This is a genomic window from Aeromonas sanarellii, assembly GCF_000820085.1.
GTDB lineage: Bacteria > Pseudomonadota > Gammaproteobacteria > Enterobacterales > Aeromonadaceae > Aeromonas > Aeromonas sanarellii.
On the sequence record NZ_CDBN01000091.1, the window covers coordinates 1 to 18,201 of the forward strand.

General features: G+C 62.6%; 17 protein-coding genes. 14 read left to right on the forward strand and 3 right to left on the reverse strand.

Features of this window, described 5'->3' with window-relative positions:
* Positions 1–146: 146 nt before the first annotated feature.
* The 13 genes from glyA to BN1132_RS16360 all read left to right on the forward strand — a co-directional run bounded on the left by glyA (position 147) and on the right by BN1132_RS16360 (position 14,093).
* On the forward strand, positions 147–1,400 hold the full coding sequence (gene glyA, locus BN1132_RS16300; protein ID WP_042078846.1) for a serine hydroxymethyltransferase: 1,254 nt from the start codon (positions 147–149) through the stop codon (positions 1,398–1,400).
* Between the two features lie 152 nt (positions 1,401–1,552).
* Complete coding sequence (gene nrdR / locus BN1132_RS16305) at positions 1,553–2,002, forward strand: transcriptional regulator NrdR (protein WP_005338880.1); 450 nt, start codon at positions 1,553–1,555, stop codon at positions 2,000–2,002.
* A 90-nt stretch (positions 2,003–2,092) separates the two neighbouring features.
* Positions 2,093–3,205, forward strand: coding sequence for a bifunctional diaminohydroxyphosphoribosylaminopyrimidine deaminase/5-amino-6-(5-phosphoribosylamino)uracil reductase RibD (gene ribD / locus BN1132_RS16310; RefSeq protein ID WP_042078848.1), 1,113 nt, complete (start codon positions 2,093–2,095; stop codon positions 3,203–3,205).
* Between the two features lie 55 nt (positions 3,206–3,260).
* Positions 3,261–3,914 carry a riboflavin synthase gene (locus BN1132_RS16315; RefSeq protein ID WP_042078994.1) on the forward strand — a complete coding sequence of 218 codons (654 nt, stop codon included), beginning with the start codon at positions 3,261–3,263 and terminating at the stop codon, positions 3,912–3,914.
* 138 nt (positions 3,915–4,052) lie between these two features.
* On the forward strand, positions 4,053–5,162 hold the full coding sequence (gene ribBA, locus BN1132_RS16320) for a bifunctional 3,4-dihydroxy-2-butanone-4-phosphate synthase/GTP cyclohydrolase II (RefSeq protein ID WP_042078849.1): 1,110 nt from the start codon (positions 4,053–4,055) through the stop codon (positions 5,160–5,162).
* A gap of 251 nt (positions 5,163–5,413) precedes the next feature.
* The gene (ribH, locus tag BN1132_RS16325) at positions 5,414–5,884 is read left to right on the forward strand and encodes a 6,7-dimethyl-8-ribityllumazine synthase (RefSeq protein WP_042078850.1); all 471 of its coding nucleotides are present in this window, start codon (positions 5,414–5,416) and stop codon (positions 5,882–5,884) included.
* Positions 5,885–5,898: 14 nt separating this feature from the next.
* Complete coding sequence (gene nusB / locus BN1132_RS16330) at positions 5,899–6,312, forward strand: transcription antitermination factor NusB (RefSeq protein ID WP_010675390.1); 414 nt, start codon at positions 5,899–5,901, stop codon at positions 6,310–6,312.
* 57 nt (positions 6,313–6,369) lie between these two features.
* Positions 6,370–7,329, forward strand: coding sequence for a thiamine-phosphate kinase (gene thiL, locus BN1132_RS16335; RefSeq protein ID WP_042078851.1), 960 nt, complete (start codon positions 6,370–6,372; stop codon positions 7,327–7,329).
* Complete coding sequence (locus tag BN1132_RS16340) at positions 7,326–7,805, forward strand: phosphatidylglycerophosphatase A family protein (RefSeq protein ID WP_042078852.1); 480 nt, start codon at positions 7,326–7,328, stop codon at positions 7,803–7,805. The genes thiL and BN1132_RS16340 overlap by 4 nt, the downstream gene beginning before the upstream one ends.
* 774 nt (positions 7,806–8,579) lie before the next feature.
* Complete coding sequence (locus tag BN1132_RS16345; protein WP_042078853.1) at positions 8,580–10,304, forward strand: dipeptide ABC transporter ATP-binding protein; 1,725 nt, start codon at positions 8,580–8,582, stop codon at positions 10,302–10,304.
* Between the two features lie 70 nt (positions 10,305–10,374).
* On the forward strand, positions 10,375–11,931 hold the full coding sequence (locus BN1132_RS16350; RefSeq protein ID WP_042078854.1) for an ABC transporter substrate-binding protein: 1,557 nt from the start codon (positions 10,375–10,377) through the stop codon (positions 11,929–11,931).
* A 241-nt stretch (positions 11,932–12,172) separates the two neighbouring features.
* Positions 12,173–13,147, forward strand: a complete 975-nt coding sequence (locus tag BN1132_RS16355; RefSeq protein WP_042078855.1) for an ABC transporter permease — start codon at positions 12,173–12,175, stop codon at positions 13,145–13,147.
* Positions 13,148–13,151: 4 nt separating this feature from the next.
* Entirely contained in the window at positions 13,152–14,093 is a 942-nt protein-coding gene (locus BN1132_RS16360; protein ID WP_042078856.1) for an ABC transporter permease, read from the forward strand.
* A gap of 80 nt (positions 14,094–14,173) precedes the next feature.
* Here the strand turns inward: BN1132_RS16360 and dxs are convergent, their stop codons facing one another.
* The 3 genes from dxs to xseB are packed head-to-tail and all read right to left on the reverse strand — an operon-like array spanning position 14,174 to position 17,203.
* Positions 14,174–16,039, reverse strand: a complete 1,866-nt coding sequence (dxs, locus tag BN1132_RS16365; RefSeq protein ID WP_042078858.1) for a 1-deoxy-D-xylulose-5-phosphate synthase — start codon at positions 16,037–16,039, stop codon at positions 14,174–14,176.
* Between the two features lie 21 nt (positions 16,040–16,060).
* Positions 16,061–16,951 carry a (2E,6E)-farnesyl diphosphate synthase gene (gene ispA / locus BN1132_RS16370; protein ID WP_042078860.1) on the reverse strand — a complete coding sequence of 297 codons (891 nt, stop codon included), beginning with the start codon at positions 16,949–16,951 and terminating at the stop codon, positions 16,061–16,063.
* Positions 16,952–17,203, reverse strand: a complete 252-nt coding sequence (gene xseB / locus BN1132_RS16375) for an exodeoxyribonuclease VII small subunit (RefSeq protein ID WP_025326041.1) — start codon at positions 17,201–17,203, stop codon at positions 16,952–16,954.
* A 234-nt stretch (positions 17,204–17,437) separates the two neighbouring features.
* Here xseB and pomA point away from each other — a divergent pair, with 234 nt between their 5' ends.
* Positions 17,438–18,196, forward strand: a complete 759-nt coding sequence (gene pomA / locus BN1132_RS16380; RefSeq protein WP_042078861.1) for a flagellar motor protein PomA — start codon at positions 17,438–17,440, stop codon at positions 18,194–18,196.
* The last annotated feature ends 5 nt before the right edge of the window (positions 18,197–18,201 follow it).

Here is an 18,201-nt window from a genome sequence, read left to right on the forward strand (position 1 = left end):
GGAGGGGCGGGTTTCGAGAATTGCGACGTATTTTACATTTTATAAACATTTTTTTGGGTGGTTGGACTGTCTCTTTGATCCAGCTCACGTTACAATGCGCGGGCCCACTTCACCTATCGCGCAAACGATTTTCAGGAGATAAACGGATGTTGAAACGTGACATGACCATCGCCGGCTATGATCCAGAGCTGTGGCAGGCCATCACAGACGAGACCCGTCGTCAGGAAGAGCACATCGAGCTGATTGCGTCCGAGAACTACACCAGCCCCCGCGTCATGGAAGCCCAGGGCTCCCAGCTGACCAACAAGTACGCCGAAGGCTACCCGGCCAAGCGCTACTACGGTGGTTGCGAGTATGTGGATGTGGTTGAAACCCTGGCCATCGAGCGCGCCAAGGAGCTGTTCGGTGCCACCTACGCCAACGTGCAGCCGCACTCCGGCTCCCAGGCCAACAGCGCCGTCTACATGGCCCTGCTGCAGCCGGGCGACACCGTGCTGGGCATGAACCTGGCCCATGGCGGTCACCTCACCCACGGCTCCCCCGTCAACTTCTCCGGCAAGCTGTACAACATCATCCCCTACGGCATCGACGAGTCCGGCAAGATCGACTACGACGAGATGGAGCGTCTGGCCGTTGAGCACAAGCCGAAGATGATGATCGGCGGCTTCTCCGCCTACTCCGGCATCGTCGACTGGGCCCGCATGCGCGAGATCGCCGACAAGATCGGCGCCTACCTGTTCGTCGACATGGCCCACGTGGCCGGTCTGATTGCCGCCGGCGTCTACCCGAACCCGGTGCCCCACGCCCACGTGGTCACCTCCACCACCCACAAGACCCTGGCCGGTCCGCGCGGTGGTCTGATCCTCTCCGCCGCCGACGACGAAGATCTGTACAAGAAGCTGAACTCCGCCGTCTTCCCGGGCGGTCAGGGCGGCCCGCTGATGCACGTCATCGCCGGCAAGGCCGTTGCCTTCAAGGAGGCGCTGGAGCCCGAGTTCAAGACCTACCAGGCCCAGGTCGTCAAGAACGCCAAGGCGATGGCGGCCACCTTCATGGAGCGCGGCTACAAGATCGTCTCCGGCGGTACCGACAACCACCTGATGCTGGTGGATCTGATCGGTCGCGAGCTGACCGGCAAAGACGCCGACGCAGCCCTCGGCAAGGCCAACATCACCGTCAACAAGAACTCCGTACCGAACGACCCGCGCTCTCCGTTCGTGACCTCCGGCGTGCGTATCGGCACCCCGGCCATCACCCGCCGCGGCTTCAAGGAGGCCGAGTCCATCCAGTTGGCCAACTGGATCTGCGACGTGCTGGACAGCCACGACAACGAAGAAGTGCTGGCGACCGTGCGCGAGAAGGTGCTGGACATCTGCCGCCGCTTCCCGGTCTATGCCTGATAACGGCCTATGCCCGGTTTGAGACCAATGCCACCCAATGGGTGGCATTGTTTTTTCTGGGCTTTTACCGGTTTTCCATGGCCGTGTTACACTGACCGACCTAGCGCCAGCCCCCGGGGCCCGCGCCCTTTTTCATCCACGCCGGAGGTCCGATGCATTGCCCTTTCTGTAGTGCCGTTGATACCAAGGTGATCGATTCCCGTCTGGTGGCCGAGGGCCATCAGGTGCGCCGCCGTCGCGAATGCCTGCTCTGCCACGAGCGTTTCACCACCTTCGAGATGGCCGAACTGGTGATGCCCCGCGTCATCAAGTCCAACGGCTCGCGCGAGCCCTTCAACGAAGACAAGCTGCGTGCCGGCATACTGCGGGCGCTGGAGAAGCGACCGGTGAGCATGGAGGCCATCGAGAAGGCGGTCAACCACATCAAGTCCCGCCTGCGCGCCACCGGCGAGCGCGAGGTCGCCTCCGAGCTGGTGGGCAACCTGGTGATGGACGAGCTCAAGAGCCTGGACAAGGTGGCCTATATCCGGTTCGCCTCCGTCTACCGCAGCTTCGAGGACATCCGTGAATTCGGCGAAGAGATCGCCAAGCTGGAGAAGTGAGTTTTCCGTCCACCCAGACTGCGTTCGGCGGCGCGGCAACCGATGAGCCCGACGCCGGGAGAGGGGGGATGTTTTGTCAGAGGAGCCCAGATGTTTAGTCAAGACGATTACCAATGGATGAGCCGGGCCCTCGAACTGGCCCGCCGCGGCCGTTACACCACGGCCCCCAACCCCTGCGTCGGCGCCGTGCTGGTGAAGGCCGGCGTGGTGGTGGGAGAGGGCTGGCACCAGCGGGCCGGCGAGCCCCATGCCGAGGTCTATGCCCTGCACGCGGCAGGGGAAGAGGCCCGCGGTGCCACCGCCTATGTGACCCTGGAGCCCTGCTCCCATCACGGCCGCACGCCCCCCTGCGCCGAGGCGCTCATCAAGGCCGGGGTGACCCGGGTGGTGGCCGCCATGGTGGATCCCAATCCCCAGGTGGGCGGGCGCGGCCTGCGCATGCTCTCCGAGGCGGGCATCAAGACCGATTTCGGCCTGCTGGCCGCGGAAGCCGAGTCCCTTAACCCCGGTTTCTTCAAGCGGATGCGCACCGCCTTCCCGCAGGTGACGGTCAAGCTCGGCGCCAGCCTGGATGGTCGCACCGCCATGGCGAGCGGCGAGAGCCAGTGGATAACCTCCCCCGAGGCGCGCCGCGACGTGCAGCGGCTGCGGGCGCGCCACGATGCGGTGCTCTCCAGCGCCGAAACCGTGCTGGCGGACAACGCCTCCCTGACCGTGCGCTGGGACGAGCTGCCCCCCTCGGTCAAGGCGGTCTATCCCAAAGAGACCCTGCGCCAGCCGCTGCGGGTCATCGTCGACTCGCAAAACCGGCTCACTCCGGATCAGCCCCTGTTCCAGAGCGAGAGCCCTGTGTTGCTGGCCCGCCACAAGGCGGACGGCGACTGGCCCGCCTGGGTGCAGCAGCTGGAGGTGCCGCTCCTGGAGGGCAAGCTGGATCTGGTCAGCCTCTTCATGCTGCTGGCTAAGCAGCACAGCATCAACTCTGTGCTGATCGAGTCGGGGCCCCGGCTGTGCGGCGCCCTGCTGGAGAAGGGGCTGGTGGACGAGCTGGTGCTCTATCAGGCGCCCAAACTGATGGGGGATGAGGGGCGCGGCCTGTTCCACCTGCCGGGGCTGACCCGCCTGTTCCAGGCCCCCAAACTCAACCTCAAGGATGTGCGCATGCTTGGCCAGGATATTCGCATCACTGCAAAAATAGCCTGATTTTTCAATGTTCACGGGGGTATCCGTTGCCCCCGTCATCAGCAAGGTGATCTGCATGTTTACCGGAATTATCGAAGCGGTGGGAACCCTGGTAGAGCTGCGCCGCCAGGGGGAGGATATGGCCCTCACCGTCCATGCGCCGACCCTGGATTTTGGCGACGTCAAGCTGGGCGACTCCATCGCCACCAACGGTGTCTGCCTTACCGTGGTCGCCCTGGGCGACCAGCGCTATACCGCCGACGTCTCGCTGGAGACCCTGTCCCGCACCGGCTTTGCGGCGGCCAAGGTGGGGGATCCGGTCAACCTCGAGAAGGCGCTGATGCCCACCTCCCGTCTCGGGGGCCACTTGGTCTCCGGTCACGTGGACGGCATGGGCGAGGTGAAGAGCAAGTCCGCCAGCGGCCGCGCCATCGAATACTGGATAGAGGCGCCAGGCGAGCTCTCCCGCTACATCGCCGAGAAGGGGTCGATTGCGGTGGATGGCATCAGCCTCACGGTCAACGCCGTCCAGGGGGATCTCTTCCGGTTGACCATAGTGCCCCACACCGCCCAGGAGACCACCATAGCCCGCTGGAAACCCGGCTACCGGGTCAACCTCGAGGTGGATCAAATCGCCCGCTACTTGGAGCGCCTGATGACGGGCAAGCGCGAGGAGAGCAGCGCCTCCACCCTGACCCTGGAGAAGCTGGCCCAGTCCGGTTTCTTGTGAGCCGTTTTGCGGGAAAAACGCTTTTCTGTGATCCCGCTCCGATTGAAATGGGGCCGGCTGCCCCAATCTAGAGCGGAATGAACCCAGTTCGAACCGAGCCCGCGGGCTCATTTCCCAAGCACATTGATGGAGTAGCCCATGGCGCTGAGCACGACCCAGGAAATCATTGCCGATATCAAGGCTGGCAAGATGGTGATCCTGATGGATGACGAAGACAGGGAGAACGAAGGGGACCTCATCATGGCTGCCTCCTGTGTCCGCCCGGAAGACATCAACTTCATGGCGCGCTACGGTCGCGGCCTCATCTGCCTCACCCTGACCCGGGATCGCTGCAAACAGCTGGCGCTGCCGCTGATGGTGGACAGAAACAACGCCCAGTTCTCCACCGCCTTCACCGTGACCATAGAAGCGGCCGAGGGGGTGACCACCGGCATCTCCGCCGCCGATCGCGCCGTCACCGTGCAGGCGGCGGTCGCGCCCAATGCCAAGGCCTCGGATCTGGTGCAGCCCGGCCATATCTTCCCGCTGATGGCGCAGGATGGCGGCGTGCTGACCCGCGCCGGCCACACTGAGGCCGGCTGCGATCTGGCCCGGCTGGCTGGCTATGAGCCTGCGTCCGTCATCGTCGAGATCCTCAACGAAGATGGCTCCATGGCCCGGCGCCCGGATCTCGAGATCTTCGCCGAGCAGCACGGCATCAAGCTCGGCACCATCGCGGATCTTATCGAATACCGCAACCAGCACGAGACCACGGTAGAGAAAGTGGCCGAGTGCAAGCTGCCCACCGAATACGGCGAGTTCGACCTCGTCACCTTCCGTGACACCATCGACAACCAGGTACACTTCGCCCTCAAGAAAGGCGAGGTGAAGGCCGACCAGCCGACCCTGGTGCGGGTGCACCTGCACGACGTGCTGAGCGATCTGCTGCTCACCGACCGCCACAGCGCCCGCAGCTGGCCGCTGCCCAAGTCTATGGCCCGCATCGCCGATGAAGGGGGCGTGCTGGTGATCCTGGGGGCGGAGGCGCACGGTGCCGAGCTGCTGGCCAGGGTCAAGGGATTCGAGGCCGCCGACAAGGGGCTGGCGCCGGAAGGGGCCAAGTGGCAGGGCACCTCGCGCCGGGTCGGCGTGGGTTCCCAGATCCTCAAGGCGCTGGGGGTGGGCAAGATGCGCCTCTTGAGCTCGCCGAAGAAGTACCACGCCCTCGGCGGCTTCGGCCTGGAAGTGGTGGAATACGTCGGTGAGTAAGCGATCCCGTGGCGGGATGGAGAACGTTCGCCACTGGATGTTGCCGGAGAAGTACCATCTCCTGCCGGGCGGCTTCGGCCTGGAAGTGGTGGAGTACGTCGGCGAGTAAGCCTGCATACGGTTGAAATCATCACCATGGCCGCCCGTTGCGGCCATGGTTTTTTGTCGCGGCTCTGTTGTGCTAGAATGCGTGCACTTTTGGCCGCGGCCCCATTGATGGCCCTACTGATTGCACAGAGACAGGATTTCCAATGAAGATTATCGAAGGAAATATCGCCGCTCCCGAGGCGCGTGTTGCTATTGTCGTTGCCCGTTTCAACAGCTTCATCAATGACAGCCTGGTGAACGGTGCGCTGGACGTGCTGAAGCGTCAAGGCCAGATCCAGGAGAGCAACCTGACCCTGGTGCGCGTGCCGGGCGCCGTCGAGATCCCCCTGGCGGCCAAGAAGCTGGCCAAGAGCGGTCAATACGACGCCATCGTCGCGCTGGGCACCGTCATCCGTGGCGGTACCTACCACTTCGAATTGGTGGCGAGCGAGAACGGCAAGGGGCTGGCCCAGGTGATGATGGAGTATGAGATTCCCGTTGCCTTCGGCGTGCTGACCACCGAAAACATCGAACAAGCCATCGAGCGCGCCGGTACCAAGGCGGGTAACAAGGGTGCAGAGGCTGCACTGAGCGCGCTCGAAATGATCAACGTCCTGAAACAACTGGACGTGTAACGAGGAGAAATGCATTGAAACCGTCCGAGCGCCGTAAGGCCCGTCATTGCGCCACCCAGGCCATCTACCAGTGGCAGATGACCCAGGCCAACGTGGGCGACATCGAAGAGCAGTTCAAGATCGATCAGGACACCAAGGGTGTGGACCTGAACTATTTCCGCGATCTGCTGTTCGGGGTTGCGGTCCACTGCAACGAGCTGGACAAGGTGTTCGCACCTTTCCTCTCCCGTCCGCTGGAAGAAGTGGACATGGTGGACAAGGCGATCCTGCGTCTGGCGACCTACGAGCTGACCCGTCGTGAAGATGTGCCGCCGCGCGTGGTGATCAACGAAGCGATCGAGCTGGCCAAAGCCTTCGCCGCCGATGACAGCCACAAGTTTGTCAACGGCGTACTGGACAAGGTGATCAAGACGCTGCCCAAGCGTTGATCCCGCCGTCCGTCAGCATTTAAGAGAGGAGCCAGCTTATTGCTGGCTTTTTACTGTATGGGTGAATTTGAGCTGATTGAGAAGTACTTCAAGGCCCCCCACGCCCGCAAGGACGTGGTGATGGGACCTGGGGATGACTGTGCCCTGCTGACCCTGCCCCCCGACGTCCAGTTGGCGGTGAGCACGGATACCCTGGTAAGCGGTGTGCACTTCTTTCCCGACATGGATCCGGTGGATCTCGGCTACAAGGCGCTGGCGGTCAACCTGTCCGATCTCGCCGCCATGGGGGCGGAGCCGCGCTGGGTCTCTCTGGCCCTGACCCTGCCCGCCGTCAACGAGAGCTGGGTCGCCGGTTTCGCCGAGGGCTTCCTCGAGCTTGCCGAATACTACAACGTGGCCCTGGTGGGCGGTGACATGACCCGGGGTCCGCTCTCCATCACCGTTTCGGTGAAGGGATCGGTGCCTGCCGGCCGCGCCCTGCTGCGCAGCGGTGCCAAGGCGGGGGACGGCATCTATGTGACCGGCACCCTGGGGGATGCGGCCCTGGCCCTCTCCCACCTGCTGGGCAAGCGCACCCTCAACGAGAACCAGCTGGCGGCCGCGCTGCCCAGGCTCGACCATCCCCATCCCCGCATCCTGGCGGGCCAGGCCCTGCGCGGGCTGGCCAGCAGCGCCCTGGATCTCTCCGACGGCCTGGCCTCGGATCTCGGCCACATCCTCAAGGCCTCCGGGGTACGGGCCCAGATCGATCTCAACCTGCTGCCCCTCTCTCCCGTGTTGCAGGATGCAGTGCCCGTCACGGATGCCTGGCAACTGGCGCTGGCCGGTGGCGATGACTACGAGCTCTGCTTCACCGTACCCCAGGAACATCACGGTGCCCTGGACACGGCACTGGCCAATTGCGGCGTCAAGTTCACCCGCATCGGCCGCATCCTGGCCGGGGAACCCGGCATCGACTATATGCAGGATGAGCAGCCGGTCGAGCTCCATCTCAAGGGGTGGGATCATTTCGCATGAAGATCAAACCTGAGCTCAAGCAACTTAACCTGAGGAACCCGCTCCACCTGCTGGCGGTGGGGTTTGGCTCCGGTCTCTCCCCCAGGGCGCCGGGCACCATGGGGACGCTTGCCGCCATCCCGCTCTACCTGCTGGTGAGCGGCCTCTCTACCCCCTGGTTCATCGCTCTGCTGGTGGTCGGCTTCGTGGCGGGGGTGCGCATCTGCCAGAGCGCCACCGACGCCATCGGCATGCCGGATCACGGGGCCATCGTCTGGGACGAGGTGATAGGCTTCGGCGTCACCATGATAGCGGCGCCCGCCGGCTGGGAGTGGGTGCTGGCCGGCTTCGTGCTGTTTCGCCTGTTCGACGTGCTCAAGCCCTGGCCCATCTCCTGGTTCGATCGCCGCATCCACGGCGGACTCGGCATCATGCTGGACGATCTCATCGCCGGTCTGTTCGCCCTGCTGTGCATGCAGCTGCTGGCCCGCTGGTAAGGGAGCCGGGCAGGTCCGCCTGTGCCGTCTCATCTGCCTGCCAGCCCGGGTGGCAGGCAGCCTCCGATCCTGCGGCTCCCACCCCTCTCATCCCTCGTCGTGAATGGCCTTGTCGACCAGCGAGGGCAGCCATCTCTGGCTGGTCCTCTCGCCGCCCGTTGCCGTCCCATGCCAATGCTCGCCGGGACGAGGCCAGGCGTCTGGGCAGGGGCTTCCCGGTCCTGGGCCGTTTTGTATGCAATCCCTCCCGATCTGCGCCGCCAACCGGCAAGGGTCTCTGGTTGAACATTCTGGATGGCCACTATTTATCTCTGCTTAGTTTTCCTTCTCCAAGATATGCTGTCGTCAAAAAAACATTTCACATAAATATTCACTACTCATTCGAGACTTGCTAGTTTATGTGGGGTGGTGGAAATGGTGGTTTGTTATCACTTTGTTGAAACATAAACGGCAAATCTGCTCGTAATGCCAATGCAATATCTGGTAATGTGACTTTTACCAACATTTTACGCCCATGGTTCCAGCTTTATCTGGGCAAAGTATTGCGAAATTGTATAACTGGATCATTTACACCCGCGGGCAAACCGACTAACTTACTCGCGGGTTATTCCAAAAAAATGCAAAAAACCCGCCCGGATCGCTGGTTTGGCTGCCTCATGGATTGAGCGTTTATTACACGACAAAGGCTCTCGAGCAGTACCCAAGGCACAACCAGCATCTGCGGCTGATTTACGGACGAATTATTTGGGACGGATGTCCCCCGCAGAGGTAACCATGTCCTTGCTTGAAGTAAAAAACTTGCGGATCGAGTACCCCTCCCGCTACGGGGTGCTGGCCGCGGTCAAGGATCTCTCTTTTTCTGTTGAAAAGGGCGAGATCGTCGGCGTCGTCGGTGAGTCCGGCGCCGGCAAGTCCACCATCGGCAACGCCGTCATCGATCTGTTGAGCCCGCCCGGTCGCATCGCCCGCGGCGATATCTACCTCAACGGCGAGCTCATCTCCGGCAAGAGCCAGAACGAGATGCGGGCCATTCGCGGCTCCCGCATCGGCTTCATCTTCCAGGATCCCATGACCTCCCTCAACCCGCTGTTCACCGTGGAGCAGCAGTTGGTGGAGACCATACTGGCGAACACCAGCCTCACCCGCGAGGCAGCCTTTGCCAAGGCCCTCGAGCTGATGGGCGCGGTGGGGATCCCGAACCCGGATGTGCGCATCAAGCAGTATCCCCACCAGTTCTCCGGCGGCATGCGCCAGCGGGTGGTGATCGCCATCGCCCTCTCCGGGGATCCCGAGCTCATCATCGCCGACGAACCCACCACGGCGCTGGACGTCTCCATCCAGGATCAGATCCTCCAGCTCATTCGCTCCCTGTGCAAGGAGCGCCAGGTAGGCTGCATGCTGGTGACCCACGACATGGGCGTGGTCTCCAACGTCACCGACAAGGTGGCGGTTATGTATCGCGGCGATCTGGTGGAGTTCGGCACCACCGAGCAGGTGCTGGGCCGCCCCAATCATCCCTATACCCGCAGCCTCATCTCGGCGGTGCCCCGCTCGGACGTCAAGCTGGTACGCTTCCCCCTGGTCTCCTATATCGAGGATGCCGGTGCACCGGATACCAGCATCGATCTGAAGACCCACTGGCTCGGCCAGAGTCAGGACGAGCGCGCCTATGAAGGAGCGCTGCTGCGGGTGGAGAACGTGGATCTGAAGTTCGTCACCAAGGATTCCCTGTTCCCGAGCCGCCGCCAGTACGTGCGGGCCTGCAACAACATCAGCTTCGAGATCTTCGAGGGGGAGACCTTCGGCCTGGTGGGAGAGTCCGGCTCCGGCAAGTCCACCATAGCCCGGGCCATCACCGGCCTCTATCCGCCCGATGCCGGCAAGATCATCTTCGAAGGGATCGACCTCACCGCCCTGAAAGGGGAGCACGAGCGTCGCCCCCTGCGCCGCCAGATGCAGATGGTGTTCCAGAACCCCTATTCGTCCATGAACCCGCGCATGAAGGTGCGCGACATCATCGCCGAGCCGATCCGCTTCCACCGCCTGGCCGAGAGCGAGCGGCAGATCGAGCAGATCGTGGGGGATCTCCTGGATCACGTCGGCCTGGGCAGCGGGGCAGGGGTCAAGTATCCCCACGAGTTCTCCGGCGGTCAGCGTCAGCGCATCTCCATCGCCCGTGCCCTGGCGACCCGGCCGCGCTTCCTCATCTGCGACGAGCCCACCTCGGCGCTTGATGTCTCGGTGCAGGCCCAGATCCTCAACCTGCTCAAAGACTTGCAGCAGGAGCTCGGGCTCACCATGCTGTTCATCAGCCACGATCTGCCGGTCATCCGCCAGATGTGCGATCGCATCGGCGTGATGCAGCACGGCAACCTGGTGGAGGTGGCCGAGACCGAGAAGCTCTTTACCAATGCCGCGCATGAGTACAGCCGCAAGCTGATCTCCCTCATGCCGGAGTTCAAGGGAATGTCCCGCGAGGGGCTGGAAATCGCAAGCTAGGAAAGAGCCGGCTCGCCGGTCTGCTTGTCAAAAAAAGTGTCAATAAAAAGCCAAAAGCATGGAGAAAGACATGAAGAAAGGATTATCCAAGATCGCCATGGCGCTGTTCGCCGCTGGTCTCGCGTTTAACGTCTCTGCCGCCGACATCAAGGTCGCCGTCGCTTCCGACGCCACCTCGCTGGACCCGCAGGAGCAGCTCTCCGGCCAGACGCTGGAGATGTCTCACCTGGTGTTCGATCCCCTGATGCGTTACACCCAGGATCTGCAGTTCGAGCCGCGCCTGGCTGAGAAGTATGAGCGCATCGACGACAAGACCGTCCGCTTCCACCTGCGCAAGGGCGTCAAGTTCCACTCCGGCAACGACTTCACCGCCGACGACGTGGTGTGGACCGTCAACCGTCTGAAGGCCTCCCCGGACTTCAAGGCGATCTTCGACCCCATCGCCGAAGCCAAGAAGGTAGATGATTTCACCGTGGATCTCGTCACCGCGAAGCCCTTCCCGCTGGTGCTGCAGACCGTGACCTACATCTTCCCGATGGACTCCAAGTTCTATACCGGCAAGACAGACGCCGGCAAGGACAAGTCCGAGATCGTCAAGAACGGCGACTCCTACGCCTCGACCAATGTCTCCGGTACCGGCCCGTTCACCGTCAAGTTCCGCGAGCAGGGCGTGAAGCTGGATTATGCCCGCAACGCCAACTACTGGGACAAGGCCTCCAAGGGCAATGTCGACAACCTGACCGTGGTGCCCATCAAGGAAGATGCCACCCGCGTGGCCGCCCTGCTGGGTGGGGACGTGGACATGATCTACCCGGTCGCCCCGAACGATCTGGAGCGCGTGAAGAACGGCAAGGATTCCCAGCTGGTCACCCTGTCCGGTACCCGCGCCATCATCATCGAGCTGAACCAGAACACCAACCCGGCGCTGAAAGACAAGCGCGTGCGTCAGGCGATCAACTACGCCATCAACCAAGTGGGCATCGTCGACAAGATCAACAAGGGTTTCGGCACCCCGGCCGGCCAGCTGAGCCCGAAAGGCTATGCCGGTCACAACGAGGCGCTCAAGCCCCAGTATGATCTGGCCAAGGCCAAGGAGCTGATGAAGGAAGCCGGTTACGAGAAGGGCTTCAAGATGACCTTCATCTCCCCGGCGGCCCGCTACGTCAACGACGTCAAGATCGCCCAGGCGGTCTCCGCCATGCTGTCCAAGATCAACATCAAGGTGGATCTGAAGACCATGCCGGTAGCCCAGTACTGGCCGGAGTTTGACAAGTGCGCCGCAGACATGCAGCTGATCGGCTGGCACTCCGACACCGAAGACAGTGCGAACTTCTTCGAGTTCCTGACCTTCACCAAGGATGCCAAAACCGGCATGGGCCAGTACAACTGCGGCGGTTATGCCAACGCAGAGGCTGACAAGATGGTGATGGAAGCGAACACCGAGACCGATCCGGCCAAGCGTGCCGCCATCCTGCAGAAGGTGGAAGCCATGCTGATCGACGACGCCGCCTATGTGCCGCTGCACTGGGAAGATCTGGCCTACGGTGCCAAGAAGAACGTCGACATCAAGCCGATCGTCAACGTGATGAACTTCCCTTATCTGGGTGACCTGGTGGTCAACAAGTAAGAACCTGCTCACGCTCTTACTGCGAAGCCGTGATCAAGGCTCATGTGCTGCTCGCTTATGTGGAACCAAGGGCTCATGTATTCACATACACTCCGGTTCCTGCGCTGCTCTTTACCTTGCTGACGGCCTCTCGTTACAGAGCGTGAACAGGTTATGAAGGAAGGACCCGGCGGGGCAACCATGTTTGCCCCGCCATTAACAGAAGCCTGTGCCAAGACACAGGCCACGTAGAAGGACAAGCATGTTTACATTCCTGCTGAAACGGTTCTATCAGGCCGTGATAGTGATGTTCGTCATCAGCCTGGTCGCCTTCTCCATCCAGGACAACCTGGGGGATCCGCTGCGCGAGCTGGTGGGACAATCCGTCTCCGAGTCCGTGCGCCAGGAGCTGCGCGACAAGATGGGCCTCAACGATCCCTTTTTGGTGAAATACAGCCGCTTCCTGCAGAACGCGGTGCAAGGGGATCTGGGCACCTCCTATTTCTTCAAGCGACCGGCCCTCGAGGTGATCCTCGACAAGCTGGTGGCAACCCTTGAACTGGTGTTTGCCGCCGCGATCATCATCGTCGTCGTCTCCATTCCGCTGGGGGTTTATTCGGCGATAAGACCGCGCAGCATTCTCACCAAGGTCATCATGGCGGTGAGCAGCATCGGCATCTCGATCCCGGTCTTCCTGACCGCCATCATGCTGATGTACCTCTTCTCCATCCAGCTCGGCTGGCTGCCGGCCTATGGCCGCGGCGAGACCTACAACCTGCTGGGCTGGGAGTCGGGCTTCTTCACCTGGGACGGCATACTGCACCTGATCCTGCCCGCGGTCTCCCTCTCCTCCATCATGCTGCCGCTGTTCATCCGGCTGGTGCGCTCCGAGATGCTGGAGCAGCTCTCCTCCGAGTACGTCAAGTTTGCCCGGGCCAAGGGGCTGGACAACAACAAGGTCTACTACCAGCACGCCCTGAAGAACACCATGCTGCCGGTCATCACAGTCGGTGGCGTGCAGATCGGCACCATGGTGGCCTACACCATACTGACCGAGAGCGTGTTCCAGTGGCCGGGGACCGGCTTCCTGTTCCTCGAGGCGATCCACCGGGTCGATACGCCCCTCATCACCGCCTACGTCATCTTCGTCGGCCTGATCTTCGTGGTGACCAATACCCTGGTCGACCTGCTCTACGGGTTGATCAACCCGACCGTCAATTTGACCGCCAAGGGGTGAGCACATGAGTAATGCAGTAACAGCGAGCCCGAGCCGTTGGGCACGTTTCAAGAATTCCGACATCGTCTACTACTTCCTGCGGGACAAGGTAGCCATGTTCAGCTTTGCGGTGTTCGTGGTCTTCGTGCTGGCGGCCCTGCTGGCCCCCTGGCTGGCCCCGCACAACGTCTATGACCAGACCAGCTTCGACCTGATGGATGCGGAGCTGCCCCCCTCCTGGCTGGAAGGGGGCGAGGAGCGCTTCTGGCTCGGTACCGACAACCAGGGCCGCGACATCTGGAGCACCATCCTGTATGGCGCCCGCATCTCGCTCACCATAGGCCTGTTTGCGGTGGGGTTGCAGCTGGTGCTCGGCATCGTCATCGGCCTCATCGCCGGTTACTTCGGCGGTCGCATCGACAACCTGCTGATGCGTTTCGCCGACGTGCAGCTGTCGTTCTCCACCATGATGGTGGCCATCATCATCTCCGCCATCTTCCAGGCGACCTTCGGCTCCGAGTTCTACTCGAAGTTTGCCATCGTGATGTTGGTGGTGATCATCGGCATCGCCGAATGGCCCCAGTATGCCCGGACCGTGCGCGCCTCCGTGCTGGCAGAGAAGAAGAAGGAGTACGTGGAAGCGGCCAAGGTGATGGGTTTCCGCGCCCCGCGCATCATGTTCCGCCACATACTGCCGAACTGCCTGTCGCCCATCCTGGTCATCTCCACTGTGCAGGTGGCGAACGCCATCATGAGCGAGGCGGCCCTCTCCTTCCTGGGGCTCGGCATGCCGGTGGATCAGCCGTCACTGGGCTCGCTCATCAGCGTGGGCTTCAACTACATCTTCTCCGGCTCCTGGTGGATCACCGCCTTCCCGGGCATCTGCCTGGTGGTGCTGGTGCTGGTCATCAACCTGTTGGGTGATTGGCTGCGGGATGTGTTCAACCCGAAGATCTACAAGGGCTGACTCGGGTCAGTTAAGGAAGAGAAACAAGAAGGGCGCCATATAGGCGCCCTTCTTTATCTGTGTTGCGTGCGATGAGCCTGTCAGGCCTGCAGCCAGGCCTCGATGCTGGCCTGAATGCCGGTGGCATCCAGCCCCAGCAGGGCGTAGATCTCCTCCTGGGTGCCCTGCTCGATGAAGCGATCCGGCAGGCCGAGATTCAGCACCGGCTTGCACAGCCTGGCGCCCATCAGCAGCTCGTTCACCGCGGAGCCGGCGCCGCCCATGATGGCGTTGTCCTCCAGGGTGACGAACTGATCGTGGGTCGCGGCAAGTTCAAGCACCAGCGCCTCGTCCATGGGCTTGACGAAGCGCATGTCCACCAGGGTGGCATCCAGCGCCTCGGCGGCGGCCCTGGCCTGGTGCAGCAGGGTGCCGAACGCCAGGATGGCGGTACCCTTGCCCTCACGCACGACGCGGCCCTTGCCGAGCGCCAGCGTCTGCATCTCGCTCTCTGCCTGGATGCCGGTGCCGCTGCCTCGGGGGTAGCGCACCGCCGCCGGCCCGTTGTGCTGGTAGCCGGTGTAGAGCATCTGACGGCACTCGTTCTCGTCGGACGGGGTCATCACCACCATGTTCGGCACTGTGCGCAGGAAGCTGATGTCGAAGGCCCCCTGGTGGGTGGGGCCGTCGGCCCCCACCAGACCGGCGCGGTCGATGGCGAACAGCACCGGCAGCTCTTGCAGCGCCACGTCGTGGATCAGCTGGTCATAGGCGCGCTGCAGGAAGCTGGAATAGATGGCCACCACCGGCTTCTGCCCGGCGATGGCGAGGCCGGCGGCGAAGGTGACCGCGTGCTGCTCGGCGATGGCCACATCGAAGTAGCGATCCGGATACTGCTGGCTGAACTTCACCAGCCCGGAGCCCTCGCGCATGGCGGGAGTGATGCCGACCACGCGCTCGTCCCTGGCGGCGATGTCGCACAGCCACTGACCGAAGATGGCGGAGAAGGTCGGCTTGCCACCGGCGCTCTTGGGCAGGGCGCACTCGTCCGGGTTGAACTTGGGGACGGCGTGATAACCGATGGGATCCTTCTCGGCAGGCTCGTAGCCCTTGCCCTTCTTGGTCTTGACGTGCAGTAGCTGGGGGCCCTTGAGGCTGCGCATGTTGCGCAGGGTCTCGACCAGGGCGTGGATGTCGTGGCCGTCGATGGGGCCGATGTAGTTGAAGCCGAACTCCTCGAACAGGGTGCCGGGCACCACCATGCCCTTGAGGTGTTCCTCGGCCCGCTTGGCCAGCTCCTTGACCGGCGGCAGACCGGCCAGCACCTTCTTGCCGCCTTCGCGGATAGTGGTGTAGAGCTTGCCTGACATCAGCCTGGCCAGGTGGTTGTTCAGGGCGCCGACATTTTCGGAGATGGACATCTCGTTGTCGTTCAGCACCACCAGCATGTCCTTGTGGACGTCGCCGGCGTGGTTGAGGGCCTCGAAGGCCATGCCGGCGGTGATGGCGCCGTCACCGATGACGGCCACCACCTTGCGGCCCAGTCCCTCGCGCTCGGCGGCGACCGCCATGCCGAGGGCCGCCCCGATGGAGGTACTGGAGTGACCGACGCTGAGGACGTCGTACTCGCTCTCCTCCCGCCAGGGGAAGGGGTGCAGGCCGTCTTTCTGACGGATGGTGTGGATGCGATCCCGCCGGCCGGTCAGGATCTTGTGGGGATAGGCCTGATGGCCCACGTCCCACACCAGGCGATCGAAGGGGGTGTTGTAGACGTAGTGCAGGGCGACCGTCAGCTCGACGGTGCCGAGGCCGGAGGCGAAGTGACCGCTGGAGCGGCTTACCGAGCGCAGCAGGTACTCGCGCAGCTCGTTGCACAGCACGGGCAGTCGCTCGAAGGGGAGGGATCGCAGCTCGACCGGCGTGTCCGCGAGGGCCAGGTTGGGGTAATCGCTTATATCAACGCTCATATTGTTACTGTTATCCAGCGTTTAGTGGGTTCGCTCGATGATGTAATCGGCAAACGCTTCCAGAATGTTGGTATTGTAGGGCAAGGCTTGCAGGGCTGTTAAGGCCTTGTCATGCAGTTCGCGAGCCAGCTCACGGGCATTGTCGAGTCCGAGCAGGGCCGGGTAGGTGCTCTTCTCCTGCGCCAGATCCGAGCCTTGCGGCTTGCCCAGGGTGGCGGTGTCGCCCGTGATGTCGAGAATGTCGTCCTGTACCTGGAAGGCGAGCCCGATGGCGGCGGCATAGGTCTGCAGGGCGGCCAGTGTCGCGGGTTCCACGTCGGCCTTGCACAGGGCCCCCAGGGTGACGGCGCACTCGATGAGCGCCCCCGTCTTGTGGCGGTGCACCTGCTCCAGCTCGGCCAGGGTGATCCGGCGGCCCTCGGCCTCCAGATCCAGCGCCTGGCCGCCGCACATGCCGAGATAGCCCGACGCGCGGGCCAGGGCGCTCAGCATCTTGACCCGGTTGGCCATCAATTCGGCCGGCATGGGGTGATCGGCCAGGATGGAGAAGGCCAGGGTCTGCAGGGCATCGCCGGCCAGGATGGCGGTGCCTTCGTCGAACGCCTTGTGCACCGTGGGCTGGCCACGACGAAGGTCGTCGTCGTCCATGGCGGGCAGGTCGTCGTGCAGCAGGGAGTAGGCGTGGATGCACTCCACCGCGGCGGCCGGGCCGTCCAGCAGCTCGCTCTTGACGCCCAGCATCTCGCCCACGGCGTAGACCAGGAAGGGACGCACCCGTTTTCCACCCAGCAGCAGGCCGTATTTCATGGCGTCCCGCAGGCGCGGCGCCATGGGGGGCAGGGCCTCAAGCTGTGCCGAGAGGCAGCCGTCGATGCGCTGGCGGTGCAGGCGGGAGAAATCGTCGAGAGTCACTCACTCCTCTCCTTGCTCTGAGCGAAAGGGGACCGCCTGCTCGCTGCCATCGGCCTGGGTCAGGAGGATCTGGATCTTCTGCTCGGCCTGCTCCAGCTTCTGCTGGCCGGCGCGCACCAGATGGATGCCCTGTTCGAATTGCTTGAGTGCCTCCTCGAGGGGGAGCGAACCCTGTTCGAGCTGATGCACTATGGTTTCCAGCTCTTCCAGGGTGGCATCAAAACTCAGACGGTCGATTTTTTTACTGGCCATGTCCATCCTCGGGGATTGAAAAAAACGGCTCATCTTAACATCGACCGGCCACAGGGGGGAGGCAGAAAAGTGCGCTGCCCTCAAACTATCCCGTCCCCGGCCGATAAGAACTGGCTGATATCCCCGCATCTCCGCGCGCCAATAGGGGGGGAACCGGGCTTGCTGCCAGGGGCGTAATAGCAGAAAATTCAGCGCAGTATAAATAGACGCAAGTTTGGTGACAGGAGCAAGGATGTGGATTTAGGCAGTCTGATAGGCATAGTGCTGGGGTTCGGGGTCGTGGTGTACGGCATGCTGCTGGGTGGCCCCATGAGCATGTATGTGGATATGCCCTCGGTCTACATCACCATCTTGGGTTCTCTGTTCATCTGCATGATGAAGTTCAACCTCGGCCAGTTTCTGATGGCGTTCAAGGTGGCCGGCAAGGCATTCATGTACAAGGGCGACAAGCTCGATGATCTGATTGCCAAGGCGGTGGAGCTGGCGGACGCGGCCCGCAAGGGGGGCTTCCTGGCCCTGGAGGCGGCGGAGATCCCCAATACCTTCATGAAGAAGGGCATCGACATGCTGGTGGACGGCCATGACGCCGACGTGGTGCGATCCGTGATGGAGAAGGACATCGAGTTGACCTCGGAGCGCCACGTCATCGCCGTCAAGGTGTTCCGCTCCCTGGGGGATCTCGGCCCCGCCATGGGCATGATAGGTACCCTGGTGGGCCTGGTGGCCATGCTGGCGAACATGAGCGATCCCAAGTCCATCGGCCCTGCCATGGCGGTGGCCCTGTTGACCACCCTCTACGGGGCGATCGAGGCCAACATGATCGCCATCCCCATCGCCGACAAGCTGGAGCTGCGCAGCGGTGAGGAGCAGCTGAGCCGTACCCTGATCCTCGACGCCATCATGGGGATCCAGGACGGCCAGAACCCGAGAGTGATCCAGGCCATGTTGCAGAACTACCTGAATCAGTCCAAACGCAACAACGGGACCGAATAGGAGCG

Excerpts from the sequence above, each read along its gene's own strand:
- glyA (WP_042078846.1), top strand. The coding sequence starts at position 147 with ATGTTGAAACGTGACATGACCATCGCCGGCTATGATCCAGAGCTGTGG.
- nrdR (WP_005338880.1), top strand. The coding sequence starts at position 1,553 with ATGCATTGCCCTTTCTGTAGTGCCGTTGATACCAAGGTGATCGATTCC.
- ribD (WP_042078848.1), top strand. The coding sequence starts at position 2,093 with ATGTTTAGTCAAGACGATTACCAATGGATGAGCCGGGCCCTCGAACTG.
- BN1132_RS16315 (WP_042078994.1), top strand. The coding sequence starts at position 3,261 with ATGTTTACCGGAATTATCGAAGCGGTGGGAACCCTGGTAGAGCTGCGC.
- ribBA (WP_042078849.1), top strand. The coding sequence starts at position 4,053 with ATGGCGCTGAGCACGACCCAGGAAATCATTGCCGATATCAAGGCTGGC.
- ribH (WP_042078850.1), top strand. The coding sequence starts at position 5,414 with ATGAAGATTATCGAAGGAAATATCGCCGCTCCCGAGGCGCGTGTTGCT.
- thiL (WP_042078851.1), top strand. The coding sequence starts at position 6,370 with ATGGGTGAATTTGAGCTGATTGAGAAGTACTTCAAGGCCCCCCACGCC.
- BN1132_RS16340 (WP_042078852.1), top strand. The coding sequence starts at position 7,326 with ATGAAGATCAAACCTGAGCTCAAGCAACTTAACCTGAGGAACCCGCTC.
- BN1132_RS16345 (WP_042078853.1), top strand. The coding sequence starts at position 8,580 with ATGTCCTTGCTTGAAGTAAAAAACTTGCGGATCGAGTACCCCTCCCGC.
- BN1132_RS16350 (WP_042078854.1), top strand. The coding sequence starts at position 10,375 with ATGAAGAAAGGATTATCCAAGATCGCCATGGCGCTGTTCGCCGCTGGT.
- BN1132_RS16355 (WP_042078855.1), top strand. The coding sequence starts at position 12,173 with ATGTTTACATTCCTGCTGAAACGGTTCTATCAGGCCGTGATAGTGATG.
- BN1132_RS16360 (WP_042078856.1), top strand. The coding sequence starts at position 13,152 with ATGAGTAATGCAGTAACAGCGAGCCCGAGCCGTTGGGCACGTTTCAAG.
- dxs (WP_042078858.1), bottom strand. The coding sequence starts at position 16,039 with ATGAGCGTTGATATAAGCGATTACCCCAACCTGGCCCTCGCGGACACG.
- xseB (WP_025326041.1), bottom strand. The coding sequence starts at position 17,203 with ATGGCCAGTAAAAAAATCGACCGTCTGAGTTTTGATGCCACCCTGGAA.